We start from the raw sequence: 13,305 nt of genomic DNA, 5'->3' as shown, positions 1-13,305 counted from the left end.
CGGGCTGGGGCCCGCCAACTGGTGCAGGAACCACAGTCGTTGCTGCGAGTGCGACAGCGGCAGGCGCTCGGGGCGTTCGCCCGCCACCAGCGGCGGGCGGGCCGTGCCCGCGTCAGCCAGGCGTGCGGCGAGTGCGGCGACGGTCGGCGCCTCGAACACCGCGCGGATCGGCAGCTCCGCCCCAAGGGTCCGGCGCAGCCCGGCGATCAGCCGGGTCACCAGCAGCGAATGCCCGCCCAACGCGAAGAAGTTGTCGTCCACGCCCACCCGCGGCAGGCCCAGTATCTCCGCGAAGGCGCCGCACAGGATCTCCTCGTGCGCGGTGCGCGGCGCACGGCCCGAACCGCCGGCCGCGACGCCGTAGTCAGGCGCGGGCAGCGCCTTGCGGTCCAGCTTGCGGTTCACCGTCAGCGGGAGCTCGTCGAGCAGCACGAAGACCGCGGGCACCATGTAGTCGGGCAGCTGCCCGGCCGCGTAGCGGCGCAGCTCGGCGGAGTCCACGCTTTGCCCCGGCGCGGGGACAGCGTAGCCGACCAGCCGCTTGTCGCCGGGCTGGTCCTCGCGGACGATCACGGCCACCTGGGCCAGCTTCGGGTGCGCCCCGATGACGCCCTCGATCTCGCCCAGCTCAATGCGGAAGCCGCGCAGCTTGACCTGGTCGTCGACGCGCGCGATGAACTCCATCTGGCCGTCCGCCCGCCACCTGGCCAGGTCGCCCGAGCGGTACATCCGGCTGCCGGGCGGGCCGTAGGGGTTGGCGACGAAGCGGCCCGAGGTCAGGTCCGGGCGTCGGTGGTAGCCGCGGGTCACCAGGTCACCGGCGATGTACACCTCGCCGGGGCTGCCGGTGGGCGCCGGGCGCAGCTGCGCGTCCAGCACGTACATCTGGGTGTTCCAGATCGGCCGACCGATGGTGACCACGCCCGCCGGGACGGTCTCGCCCGGCTCGATGCGGTACTCCGAGCAGCCGACGGTGGTCTCCGTCGGGCCGTACTCGTTGATGACGGTGGCACCGGGGTGCCGGCTCCGCCACTCGTCCAGGACCTCGCCCATCAGCGACTCGCCGCCGAGCACCAGCTGCTCCTTCGGCGAGTACTGCGCCGGCAGTTCGATGAGCAGCGGCAGATGGCTGGGGGTGGCCTTGACGAAGGTGGGCCGCGGCCGTCCGTCCGCCGCCGGGGCCCGGCCGTCCAGCTCGACCAGCTCGACGCAGCCGCCGGAGGTCAGCGGCGCGAACAGGCCGGTGGCGGTGAGGTCGAAGGCCACCGGCGAGTGCACGAGGGCCCGTCCGGCCACACCCGGGTACGCCTCGCGGGTCCAGCTGAGGTAGGCGTCCAGCGAGCGGTGCTGCACGGTGACGCCCTTGGGTCGTCCGGTGGAGCCGGAGGTGAAGATGACGAAGACCGCGTTGTCCGCCAGCAGCGGTGCGCTGCGGTCGGCGTCGGTGAGGTCCGTGCCGTCCTGTTCGGCCAGCGCCGCGGAGACCTCGGGGTCGTCCAGGCGCAGCGACGGGCAGGGCGCCGCGACGTGGTCGAGCACGCCCTGGGCCGTGACGACCAGTACGGGAGCCACGTCCTCCAGCATGAAGCCCAGCCGGTCCGCGGGGTAGGACGGGTCTAGCGGCAGGTAGGCGCCACCGGCCTTGACGATGGCCAGCAAGGTCACCACCAGGTCCACCGAGCGGGGCAGCGCCACCGCGACATGGCGCTCCGGACCGACGCCGCGCTCCACCAGGAGCCGGGCCTGGCGGTTGGCGCGCTCGTTGAGCTCGGCGTAGGTCAGGCTGGTGTCCCCGTGGACGACCGCGGGGGCATCGGGCACCCGTCGTGTCTGCTCCTCGATGAGGACGGGCAGCGTCTTCCCCGAGACCTCGTGTGGACGGCCCTGCCACTCTTCCAGCGCCTGCCGCCGCTCCTGCTCCGTCAGAAGCTCCAGCTGGCCCACCGGAGTGTCCGGTTGGTCGGTCGACTCGCCCAGCAGCCGCACCAGACGGGCGGTCAGCACGTCGACGGTGACTTCGTCGAACACGTCGGTGGAGTACTCCAGCATGCCGTCGATGCCCGCGGGCGCGCCGTCCTGCGCCGTCTTCTCCTTGGTGTGGAAGGAGAGGTCGAACTGTGCGACGCCCTTGGGCACGTTCTGCGGCACCGCCTCCAGGCCCGGCAGCGCCATGCCGTCCTCGGGGGTGTTCTGCGAGGTCAGCATGGTCTGGAAGAGGGGGGCGTGGGACAGCGAACGGGCCGGGTTGACGGCCTCGACGACCCGCTCGAAGGGGGTGTCCTGGTGGGCGTAGGCGGCCAGATCGGCCTCCCGGACGCGGACCAGCAGCTCGCGGAAGGTCGGGTCGCCGGACACGTCCGTGCGCAGGACCAGGGTGTTGACGAAGAAGCCGACCAGGTCCTCCAGCGCCTCGTCGGTACGCCCCGCCACCGCGGTGCCGATCGGGATGTCGGTGCCCGCGCCCAGACGGGACAGCAGCGTCGCGAGCCCGGCCTGCAGCACCATGAACACCGTGACATCGCACTCGCGCGCCAACTCCCGTATGCGGGAGTGAAGTTCGGCGCCGAACGCGAAGTGGGTGGCTGCGCCGCGGTAGCTGGCGACGGCCGGGCGGGGCCGGTCCAGCGGCAGCTCCAGCAGCTCCGGAACACCGCTCAACTCCTGTTTCCAGAACGCAAGCTGCTTGGCGGCCGTGCTGTCCAGGTCGTTCTCGTCGCCCAGTACGTCCCGCTGCCACAGGGCGTAGTCGGCGTACTGCACCGGCAGCGGCTCCCAGACCGGGGACTGGCCGCCGATGCGGGCGGTGTAGGCGGTGGACAGGTCGCGGGTGAGGGGGTCGCGGGACCAGCCGTCGGTGATGATGTGGTGCAGCAGCATGAGCAGGACGTGCTCACACTCGCCGAGTCGGTAGAGGGCGGCCTTCAGCGGCACTCCAGCGGTGAGGTCGAAGCCGTGCCCGGCCTGCTCGGCCAGCGCCCGCTGAAGCCCCTCCGCTCCGTCCAGTTCGGCAAACTCGATGGCCGGGACGGCCTGTTCGGCGTCCAGGATCACCTGGTGGGGTTCGCCGTCGTGGTCGGTGAAGCGGGTACGCAGCGCCTCGTGCCGCGCCACCACATCGCCCAGCGCCGCCTCCAGGGCGGTGCGATCCAGCTCGCCGGTCAGACGGACGGCGATCGGGATGTTGTAGGTCGGGCTGGGGCCCTCCAGCTGGTGGAGGAACCACAGGCGCTGCTGGGCGAGGGAGAGCGGGATCCGGTCCGGGCGCTGTGCCGGTGCCAGCGCGGCGCGTGCCGTGTCGGCGCCGGCCAGGCGTGCGGCGAGCTCGGCGACGGTCGGCGCCTCGAACACCGCGCTCATCGGCAGCTCGGCGTCCAGGGTCGCGCGGATCCGGCTGGTCAGCCGGATGGCCAGCAGCGAGTGGCCGCCCAGCTCGAAGAAGTTGTCATCGACGCCGACCGACTCCAGGCCCAGCACCTCGGTGGCCAGCCGGCACAGGATCTCCTCCGTCGGGGTGCGCGGGGCGCTGTCGGCACCGGTGCTGTACTCCGGCGCGGGCAGGGCCTTGCGGTCCACCTTCGCGTTCGGCGTCAGCGGCCACTCCTTGATCACGACGAAGGCCGACGGCACCATGTACCACGGCACCGTCTGCGCGACATGCGCCCGCAGCGTTGCGGCGTCCGGCTCGGCGGCGCCCTCCGCGGTGCTCACATAGGCCACGATCCGCTGGTCGCCGGGGCGGTCCTCGCGGACCAGCACCACCGCGCGGGAGACCTGCTCGTGCCGGGTCAGCACGGCCTCGATCTCGCCCGGCTCGACGCGGAAGCCGCGGACCTTGACCTGGTGGTCGGCGCGGCCGCGGAACACCAGCTGCCCGTCCTCCGTCCACTGGGCCAGGTCACCGGAGCGGTACATCCGGTCGCCCGGTGCCCCGAACGGGTCGGCGACAAACCGCTCGCTGGACAGCTCGGGCTTCTTGAAGTAGCCGCGCGCGAGCCCGGGGCCCGCGATGTAGAGCTCGCCGGTGACGCCTGTCGCCACCGGGCGCAGCCGGTCGTCCAGGACGTAGCCGCGCATGTTGTCCATGAGGCGGCCCAGCGGCAGCACGCCGTCCGGGGTCGGTCGGCCCGGCGGCAGCCGGAACTGCGCCATGTTGACGGTGATTTCGGACGGGCCGTACACGTTGATGACGGTGGCCTCGGGGTGGCGGCAGCGCCACTCGTCGAGCGCGGCGCCCAGCAGTGCCTCACCGCCGAGCATCAGCTCACCGGTGGGCGAGTAGCCGTCCGGGAGCAGGTTGAGCATCGGCAGATGGCTCGGGGTGGCCTTCATGAAAGTGCAGGAGACGGTGTCGGCGTACGCGTCCTCCTCCAGCGCGGCGGCCAGCACCCGCCCGCCGGACACCAGCGGCCCCCACAGCTCCGAGACGGTCATGTCGAAGGAGACCGGCGAGTGCCACAGCGAGGTGCCGCCCGGCCCCATGCTCGGGTAGTCCTTGCGGGCCCAGGCCAGATAGTCGGCCAGCGACCGGTGCTCGATCACCACGGCCTTGGGTGTCCCGGTGGAGCCGGAGGTGTAGGTGACATACGCCGGGTTGGCCATGCGCAGCGGCTCGGTGCGCTCGGCGTCGGCCAGGTCGGTGTCCGGCAGGCCGAGCAGCGCCTCGTCCACCGCCGGGTCATCCAGCAGCACGAGCCGGTCGGCGAGCCCTTCTGCGGCGGGGGAGTCGGCGGTGGTGAGCAGGCACGTGGGGTCGGAGTGGCTGAGCATGTACGCGATGCGCTCGGCCGGGTACTCGACGTCCACCGGCAGGTAGGCGGCGCCGGTTTTGGTCACCGCCACCAGCGACACGATCTGGTTCAGCGAGCGCGGCATCATCACGCCGACGATCTGCTCGGGGCCGGCCCCGAGCGCCACCAGCAGCCGGGCCAGCCGGTTGGCCCGCTCGTTCAGCTCGCGATAGCTGAGGGTCCGGTCGCCGAAGGTCGCGGCGGGGGCGTCGGGGGTGCGGCGGGCCTGGGCCTCGAAGAGCTCGGGCAGCTTCAGGCTGGGGACGGGGCACAGTCGGCCCTGCCACCGCGCCGGGACACCCGCGAACAGCTCCTCCCCAGCACCGGACTCCACCGCACCCGCAGTCTTCGAACCGCTCATCTTTCCGAAACTCCTCGTGGCCCGACGAAGGGCTTGTGCTCTCGACATGGCGACGTGTGTGGGGCCGTGTGGCTCGGGCAAACACTCATGACACTCGTGGGCCGAGGCTATGCAGAGCCGATTTCGCCGCGTTATTGAAGCAATTTCGCAGGTAGGCGGCGGCCGGATATCTGATAACGAGGCACCGGGGAGCGGCACTGTCAGCGCCTGGTCGGCACGGTGCGGGCCCGCGCAGGCCGCACCTCCCGCACGACGGGGGTACCTCACTCACCAGCTCCAGGCGACTGACCGGAGGCGCGTTGGCCGGGGTCGGCGAACCGGCTCTGGATGTGCATCCACCACGCCTCGCCGCTCTGTGGGTGGGAGCAGACCAAGAGGGTGGGATTGTCGGCGCTCATCCAGTAGTCCACATCTTCCTGCTTGCACAGGTAGTGGAAGGGCGTTCGTTCTCACCAGGAAACGGCGCTGGAGAGACGCCTTTCGAAGCGGCGGGCTTGCCCCGGCCCGCTCACCGGCCGTGGCGGCCAGGTCCGTGGCGGACATGGGCCGCTCCAGGAGCAGGGCCAGGGTCAGGAGGGTGAGGGGGGTTGTCTCCACGAGACTCCGCCTTTCTTCGTCCTCTGTGGTTTCTGTGTCTTCGCGAGCTTGGCGCGGAGCTCTCAAGTCCCGGCGGAGTCAGGCCGCGTTCGAGCGGCGCACGACGCGCCGCCTGGATCGTGGCGGCCCCCGGACCGTGCGCACGGCGCGGCGGAGGCCGTACTGGGAGAGGAAGTTGATGAGCGAGGAGAACGTCCCCGTCCTGATCGTGGGCGGCGGCATCGTCGGCCTGCCGGCGGCGGTGTTCCTGCGCGGCCACGGTGTCCCCGTGCTGCTGGCGGAGCGGCACCCCGGCCCGTCGATGCTGGCGAAGGCTCGCGTGCTCAGCCCGCGCACGATGGAGCTGTACCGCGCCCACGGCCTGGAGGGGCCGTTGCGGGCGGCGCCCCCTTCGGTGTTCCTGGAGGCCACCGACGTCATACGGGCGTCCATCCTGGCCGCGCCCGAGGACGCCGACGGGGCCGACGGGGCCGACGTCATGCTCACCGACCGTGGCAGCGGCCGGCGGTACTCCGTGCGCGCGCGTTACGTGATCGCGGCGGACGGTCACCGTTCACCCGTCCGCCGCGCGCTGGGCATCCGTACCCACGGCAAGCAGTTGGCGCACGTCGTCAACATCGCCTTCGAGGCCGACCTGAGCGCCGCCCTGCGCGGGCGGCCCATCGGCCTGGGGTACCTCGCCCGGCCCGTGCCCGGCACCCTGCTGGCCCGGCTGGACGCGGTGGACGCTGGGTGCTGATGGTCCCGTACGACCCCGAACGCGGCCAGGGCCCCCTGGACTTCACCGATGAGCGCTGCGCGCAGGCGGTACGGGAGGCCGTGGGGGACGACGCGCTGCCGTTGCGCGTGCTGCCCGCCGTCCCCGGCGGCAGCCGCGCCGTACACACCTGGGAGCCGGCCTCCTGGGTCGCGCGGGAGTACCGCCGCGACCGCGTCCTGCTGGTCGGCGACGCCGCTCATGTGATGCCGCCGTCGGGCGGTCTCGGCGCGAACACCGGCGTGCAGGACGCGCACCATCTGGCCTGGAAGCTCGCGGCAGTGCTGGACGGCAGCGCCGGGGACGGGCTGTTGGACAGTTACGAGGCCGAGCGCCGACCGGTCGCCGAACTGACCTGTGCCCTGTCGACCCGGCTCCAGGAGGAGCGGACGGGTGGCGGCGGGGACGAGGTGGCCGCGCGGGTCGCCCGAATCGCGCTGGGCCTCGGCTATCAGTACGCCTCCGACGCGGTCTGGGGTCAGGACATCGAAGGTCCGGACGGCCGTGTGCCCGAGGCGGGACGTCCGGGCACCAGGGCCCCGCATGTGCGGGTGGAGCGCGCGGGCCGCGGCTGCTCGACCATCGATCTCTACGGTCCCGGTTTCTCGCTGGTCCTCGGCCCGGACGCGGGGAACACCGAGCCTGCGCAGGGGCCGGCGCCGTTGAAGGTGCTGCGGCTGGGTGACGGTGTGGAGGACCCGGCGGGGGAGTGGTCCCGGGCGCACGGCGTCGGTTCGGGTGGGGCGGTGATGGTGCGGCCGGACGGTTTCGTCGCGTGGCGGGCCGCTTCATGGGGTCCGGCTGCCGCTGGTGAGCTGCGGACGGTGCTGGGGAGCCTGCTCGCGCGGCCGTTGTCGCCCGCCGGTCCCCGCCGTGACTGACACGCGTGACTGACGCGGGCGAAAGCGCTGTGGCGCGCGGGGCACTCCTCAGTGCTCCGCGCGCCACAGCGCTCTTCGCGGTCCGAGCGGTTCAGTTACGGGCGTCCCAGGCGGCCAGAACGCGCGCCTCCCGTTCCGCGTCCAGGGTCTGGTCCGGGTAGCGGTACGTACCGAATGCCTCCTCCATGCCGCCCGGCGCTCGCAGCCAGTCCCAGGTGTCGCGTACGGACTCCAGGACGGGACGGCAGCGCAACCCGTCCGCCAGTGCCTTTTCCGAGGAGAAGTCCCAGACCGCGGCGAGCTGTTCGGCGGGCGGCGCCCACAGCGGGATCGTGACGAAGGGGGCAATGCCCTGTTCCGCGAGAAAGGCGTCGTCCGCCCACACCGGTTCGGCGCCCGCGCCGGTCAGCGCGGCGCATTCGCCGAGGAGGTCGCCCCAGGTGACGTTGGCCGGAGTGCCGGTGGTGAGGTAGGCGCCGGAGCCGCCGAGTTCGATCCGGTTCAGGCCGAAGGCCGCGATGTCCCGGGCGTCGATCAGCTGCATCGTGCGAGCGGGGCCGCCGCCCGCCAGCATCCGCCCGCCCCGGGAGGCGCGGCGCAGCCAGTACGTAACGCGCCGCATCTTGTCGCCGGGTCCGATGACGACGCCGGGACGGAGGATCAGCGTACGGCCGGTGAAATCCCTTTCGACCACGCGCTCGCAGCCCGCCTTGAGCTCCGCGTAGCCGGCGTCATCGGGCCCGGCGTCCGGGTCGCAGGGCAGCAGCGGCGAGGATTCGTCGACCGGTGCGGCGGGCCAGGGCGCGAGGGCGTTGATGCTGGATACGTGGGTGGTAGGCGCCCGCGTGCCGGGTCAGCGCCCGGACCGAGGCGCCGACGACGGCGGGGGCGTAGCCGCAGACGTCGACGACCGCGTCCCAGGGGCCGTGCGTGGCCAGCCGGGCGAGATCCGCCGCGTTCTCCCGGTCTCCGTTGACCACCTGCACGCCGGGCAGGTCGGAGCCGGACCGTCCGCGGTGGAAGGTGGTGACGTGCCATCCCCTTGAGCGGGCCTCGGCCACGAAGGCCCTGCCCAGGAAGACCGTTCCGCCGATGACCAGAAGTCTCATTGCCGAATACACCGTTTCGTCGAAGGGAGTGCGCCGCAAGCCCGGGCGGCGGCGGGCTGTCAGGCGGCGGGGAGCGTGGCCAGCAGCTCGAAATAGGCCGGTTCCCACTCCTGCTCGTAGCGGGTCCGCAGCTCGGCGGGCATCCCGCCGAGCATGAACTCCCGGGCCTGCTGGGGCGCCTGCTCCAGGAGGAGCGGCATGGTCGGTACGAAGTCCGCCGGGTCGTGCCCGGAGGCGAGGGAGGCGAGCATCGCCGCGTACGCCTCGCCGGTCACCTGGTCGCGCAGGACGGGGACCATGGTGCGCTCCTCCAGTTGGAGGTGGTCGTACATCAACGCGTCGAACTCGGCGATGCGGACGAGCAGGTGGCTGAGTCCGGGTTCGTGCGATCCGGGGTTGTCGCGCAGGAGGCGCAGGCCTTCGTGGATGCCGGCCAGGTGTCCGTCGAGGGAGGCGTGCTGCTCTTCCAGGGCGCGGGAGACCGTTTCCAGGGCGGGGTCGGCGGCCAGGACGACCGGCCAGACGTGGGAGTCCTCGCTGGTGTGATGGCCGTCGAGGATGGTGGTGAACATCTCCCACCAGGTGGTGAGCCGTGTCACCGCCGCCGGGCCCGGGGCCCCGCCCGAAGCGGCGTTGGCCAGCCGTCGGCCGAGCTCCGGGACGGCCCGGCGGATCAGGTCGTGCGTGAGGGTGAACCCGGTCAGGTTGTTCCCCTTGTTCCCCGCGGTGGGCGTCCGGGGCGCCGGCGGGGTGCCGGGCAGTGTCGAGGCGGACAACGCCCTCTCCTTTCGTGCCTGCCGTCCAGGCCCGGCGCGGCTGCCGCGACGGCCCGGAGAGCGTTCCTGGCACCGCAGGGTGGGCAACGGCCGCTGGAATCCCGCTGGACCCGGTCGCCGCGCGCGGCTCTTTTACTCCTGTGCGGGCCGGACGCAGTACTCGCCCAGTGCGGGCTCCAGTACGCCGAAGGCCGTACGGGCGAGTTCCTCGATCTCCTCGCGCAGCGCGTCCTCGGGCGTGTCACGGCGGATCAGGGCGCGCACGCGGCGCTGCAGCACCCGCTGTACGGCCGCGAGCTGAGCCGCGTTCAAGTCGGGCATGGGATCTTCGGGCCCGGCTCCGGTCGCTTCGGCCAGCGCCCGGGCCAGGGCCGCCTCACGCTGCTCGTCGATCTCGCGTTCGCGTGCGCGCAGCCGTGGGCTGTCGTGGACGAGCCGGGCGAAACCGGGTGTGCAACGGCCGTTCAGCGGGTGGGGCCGGTCCAGGGACGCGAGGAAGCTGCGACGCAGGGCGTGCAGCGCCGACTCCTGGGGCCGTCGCTCGCGGACCACGCGGGCAAGGCTGTCCAGGACCCCTTCGTGGGCGTCGAAGACGAGGTCTTCCTTGAGGGGGAAGTAGTTGCTGACCGTCATTTTCGACACGTGGGCGGCTTCGGCGACCTCCGCGATGGTGACGTTCTCGAAGCCCCGCTCGATGAACAGCAGCGTCGCGACATGGGCCAGCCGGTCGCGGGTCTCGCGCTTCTTGCGCCCGCGCAGGCCGCCCTCGGCGGGTGCGGCCCGGTTCGGGGTGGCTGTGGCTCCTGGCATGCGCCCATCCTACCCAGCACGTTTGGGCGGACATAGATTTTGGTTTGACATAAATTCTGGTCCGACCTAAATTTTTTCCGGTTCCCCCCACTGAGCTCTGCGCAGGAGGTTCGTTGAACACGTCGGACGAGCGTCTGGACCCGGCCCTGATCAAGCTCGGCGGAGTCCTGATCCTCGGCGCGGTGCTCGCCCAGCTCGACACCACGATCGTGAACGTCGGCATGGGCGCCATGGCCGACGGCCTCGACGAGTCCATGACGACGGTGCAGTGGGTCAGCACCGGCTACCTGCTCACCGTCGCGTTCGTCGCACCGCTCTCCGGCTGGCTGCACAGGCGTTTCGGCGGCAAGCGGGTATGGCTCGCCGCCGTCGCGCTGTTCGTCGCGGCCTCGGCGCTGAGCGGACTGGCCTGGTCGGGCAGCTCGCTGATCGCCTTCCGGCTGCTTCAGGGCGTCGGCGGCGGGCTCATGCAGCCCGTCGGCCAGGCCCTGGTCGCCCGGCACGCCGGACCCAAGAGGATCGGCAGGCTGGTCGGCATCATCACCGTGCCGGTCTCCGTCGCGCCGATCCTCGGCCCGGTCATCGGCGGGCTGCTCGTCCAATGGGCGGGGTGGCGCTGGCTGTTCCTGGTCAATGTCCCCGTCGGACTGATCGCGCTGGTGCTGGCCGCCCGTATCGTTCCGGCCGACAAGGCGGAACGCGACACCGCCGTACGTCCCGACGGCCTCGGGCTGATGCTCCTCCCGCCCGGACTCGCCGCTCTGGTGTACGGACTCGCCCAGTTCGGCCGGGGAGGTGTGGACCTCACCCAGGCCGTGGCACTCGTGGGCGGCTTCGCGTTCCTGGCGGGCTATGTCTTCCACGCTCTTCGCACCGCCCGCACCCCGCTGCTGGACCTGAGGCTCTTCGCGGGCCGGGGTTTCGCCCTCGCGGGCGTCAACACCTTCCTGCTCGGCGCGGCCCTCTACTCCTCGATGCTGCTGCTGCCGCTGTACTTCATGCAGGTGCAGGGAACGAGCGCGCTGCACGCCGGACTGCTGCTGGCGCCCCAGGCGCTGGGCAGCGCGCTGATCACGCCGACGGCCGGCCGGCTCACCGACCGCCACGGGCCGCGCAACGTCGTACTCGTGGGCATCGGGCTCACGGTCGCCGGCACCGTTCCCTTCGTCATGACCGGCGATCGCCCGCCCGAACTCCTGCTGACCGCCGCTCTGTTCGTACGGGGTGTCGGTCTCGGGGCCGTCGTCCCGCCGAACGTCGCCGCCACCTACACCTCCGTCGACCGCACCCAGGCACCCGCGGCCACCAGCGCCCGTACGGTCCTCAACCGCATCGGCGGCTCGATCGGCACCGCCGTGCTGGCCGTCATCCTGCAGAACGCGCTGAACGACGCGGCCGCGCACGACGGCAGCGTCCAGTCCGCCTACGCCCACACCTTCTGGTGGGCGCTGGCCTTCAGCGCACTGACCCTGATCCCCGCAGCGCTGTACCCACGGCACGCCCCGGGCAAGGGCTGAATCACCTTTTCCGTACGCCGACCGACCCACACCACAGGAGAGCCCCATGACCAAGTCCACCGCTGAACTCCGCGGGGGCCTGCGGCTGATGGCCGTGCACGCGCACCCGGACGACGAATCGAGCAAGGGGGCGGCGACACTGGCACGCTACGCCTCCGAGGGCGCCGAGGTCCTCGTGTGCACCATGACCGGCGGCGAGCGCGGCGATGTGCTCAACCCGGCGATGGACCGTCCCGAGGTGTGGGCCGACCTGCCGCGGCTGCGGCGCGCGGAGATGGAGCGGGCCCGCGAGATCCTCGGCGTACAGCAGCGCTTCATGGGATTCACCGACTCCGGGCTGCCCAGGAACGGTGAGGCGCTGCCCGACGGCTGTTTCGCCCTGGAGCCGCTGGAGGACGCGGCCCGGCCGCTGGTCGAGGCGATGCGCAGCTTCCGGCCGCACGTCGTGGTGACGTACGACGAGAACGGCGGGTACCCCCATCCGGACCACATCAAGACCTATCAGGTCTCGGCCGAGGCGTTCGCCGCCGCAGGCGACCCCAAGCGCTATCCGGGAACGGGCGAGCCGTGGCAGCCGCTCAAGCTCTACTACACCCTCGCCTTCAGCAAGGCGTACTTCCAGGCGATCTACGACGCCATGACGGCCGCCGGTCTCGACTCGCCGCACGGTGAGGTGCTCAAGGAACTGGCGAACGTCGAGGAGAAGTGGCAGATCACCACGCAGGTCGAGTGCGCCGAGTGGTTCCCCACCCGGCTGCGGGCCCTGCTCGCCCATGAGACGCAGGTCAACCCGGACGGGCCCGAGCGCTCCTGCCCGCTCGATGTGGAGCAGCGGGCCTGGCCGACGGAGGACTACCACCTGGCCCGCTCGTACGTCGAGACGACGCTGCCCGAGGACGACCTGTTCGCCGGCATCGAACCCGGCACCGAAGCCGACGCCCGCTGACCGGTCCAGCACCGCTCGGCGCAGGCTCCAGTCACCCCCGCGAGGCTGGCGGCACCGACACCGGGAGCTAGAGAAAGAGAGACCCATGCGCATCATCCGCTACCACCAGCACGGAACGCCGGAGGTACTGCAGGTCGACGAGGTCGAGAAGCCCGAGCCGGGTCCCGGACAGGTGCGTATCCGCGCCGAGGCAACCTTTGAACGCCCTGGAAAGGAGCGGCTCGTGATGTCCTCGGTTCAACGCCGGCTGGTGCGCGACATGGTGCGTATCCGCTGTGTGGAGGAGACGCTGGCGGACCTGTACCGCGAAGAGCAGCAGATGCGTACCCCCACCCACTTCTCCATCGGTCAGGAGGCCACTTCGGTCGGGATCTGCGCGGCGGCCCGGCGCACGGACGTCGTCTACAGCGGCCACCGCTCACACGCGCCCTACCTCGCCAAGGGCGGCGACCTGGACGCCATGGTCGCCGAGCTGTACGGAAAGGTGAGCGGGTGCGCCGGCGGGCGCGGCGGGTCGGTGCACCTCATGGACAAGGCGGCCGGCTTCGGCGGCTCGGCGGCGATCCTGGGCGAGATGATCCCGGTCGCGGTCGGCGCGGCCTGGGCGTTCGCCATGGAAGGGGCTCCCCGGGTGGCGCTGACCTTCTTCGGTGACGGCGCGTCGGAGGAGGCGCGTTCCACGAGGCGCTGAACTTCGCCATGGTCCACCGCGTCCCGGTCGTCTTCGTCTGCGAGAACAACCAGTACTGATCGCCTCGCCGCTC

10 protein-coding genes and 1 pseudogene are annotated in these 13,305 nt (G+C 71.8%); 5 read left to right on the top strand and 6 right to left on the bottom strand.

The window, feature by feature from the left end; translation table 11 throughout:
* On the bottom strand, positions 1-5,148 hold a 5,148-nt coding region (locus tag J7E91_RS27625; RefSeq protein ID WP_214909261.1), incomplete at its 3' end, for a non-ribosomal peptide synthetase.
* A 263-nt stretch (positions 5,149-5,411) separates the two neighbouring features.
* Positions 5,412-5,576 (bottom strand): hypothetical protein, encoded by a 165-nt coding sequence (locus J7E91_RS37385; RefSeq protein WP_374224787.1) that lies wholly within the window; start codon positions 5,574-5,576, stop codon positions 5,412-5,414.
* A gap of 347 nt (positions 5,577-5,923) precedes the next feature.
* On the opposite strand from J7E91_RS37385, the gene J7E91_RS27615 reads away from it, so the two are divergent.
* Both J7E91_RS27615 and J7E91_RS36840 read left to right on the top strand, forming a co-directional pair.
* A complete protein-coding gene (locus J7E91_RS27615; RefSeq protein ID WP_214909259.1) occupies positions 5,924-6,484 on the top strand; it encodes an FAD-dependent monooxygenase in 561 nt (186 codons plus the stop codon).
* On the top strand, positions 6,484-7,383 hold the full coding sequence (locus tag J7E91_RS36840) for an FAD-dependent monooxygenase (RefSeq protein ID WP_214909258.1): 900 nt from the start codon (positions 6,484-6,486) through the stop codon (positions 7,381-7,383). Before J7E91_RS27615 ends, J7E91_RS36840 begins: the two co-directional genes overlap by 1 nt.
* Before the next feature lie 91 nt (positions 7,384-7,474).
* Here the strand turns inward: J7E91_RS36840 and J7E91_RS27605 are convergent, their stop codons facing one another.
* From J7E91_RS27605 to J7E91_RS27590, 4 genes are all read right to left on the bottom strand, one after another.
* Positions 7,475-8,077 carry a hypothetical protein gene (locus tag J7E91_RS27605; protein ID WP_214909256.1) on the bottom strand — a complete coding sequence of 201 codons (603 nt, stop codon included), beginning with the start codon at positions 8,075-8,077 and terminating at the stop codon, positions 7,475-7,477.
* A 37-nt stretch (positions 8,078-8,114) separates the two neighbouring features.
* Positions 8,115-8,492, bottom strand: coding sequence for an NAD-dependent epimerase/dehydratase family protein (locus J7E91_RS27600; protein WP_214909254.1), 378 nt, complete (start codon positions 8,490-8,492; stop codon positions 8,115-8,117).
* A gap of 59 nt (positions 8,493-8,551) precedes the next feature.
* On the bottom strand, positions 8,552-9,268 hold the full coding sequence (locus J7E91_RS27595) for a hemerythrin domain-containing protein (protein WP_214909252.1): 717 nt from the start codon (positions 9,266-9,268) through the stop codon (positions 8,552-8,554).
* A gap of 132 nt (positions 9,269-9,400) precedes the next feature.
* A complete protein-coding gene (locus tag J7E91_RS27590) occupies positions 9,401-10,078 on the bottom strand; it encodes a TetR/AcrR family transcriptional regulator (RefSeq protein WP_214909251.1) in 678 nt (225 codons plus the stop codon).
* A gap of 113 nt (positions 10,079-10,191) precedes the next feature.
* Between J7E91_RS27590 and J7E91_RS27585 the strand changes: the two genes are divergently transcribed.
* The 3 genes and pseudogenes from J7E91_RS27585 to J7E91_RS27575 all read left to right on the top strand — a co-directional run bounded on the left by J7E91_RS27585 (position 10,192) and on the right by J7E91_RS27575 (position 13,291).
* The gene (locus J7E91_RS27585) at positions 10,192-11,595 is read left to right on the top strand and encodes an MDR family MFS transporter (RefSeq protein WP_251016334.1); all 1,404 of its coding nucleotides are present in this window, start codon (positions 10,192-10,194) and stop codon (positions 11,593-11,595) included.
* Between the two features lie 46 nt (positions 11,596-11,641).
* Positions 11,642-12,541, top strand: a complete 900-nt coding sequence (gene mca, locus J7E91_RS27580) for a mycothiol conjugate amidase Mca (RefSeq protein WP_251016333.1) — start codon at positions 11,642-11,644, stop codon at positions 12,539-12,541.
* Positions 12,542-12,626: 85 nt separating this feature from the next.
* Positions 12,627-13,291: pseudogene (locus tag J7E91_RS27575) on the top strand (thiamine pyrophosphate-dependent enzyme).
* Positions 13,292-13,305: the final 14 nt, after the last annotated feature.

Origin of the sequence: Streptomyces sp. ISL-99, assembly GCF_018614005.1 — a bacterium.
In the GTDB taxonomy this organism is placed as follows: domain Bacteria; phylum Actinomycetota; class Actinomycetes; order Streptomycetales; family Streptomycetaceae; genus Streptomyces; species Streptomyces flavidovirens.
This window is presented reverse-complemented; position numbering and strand designations above follow the sequence as displayed.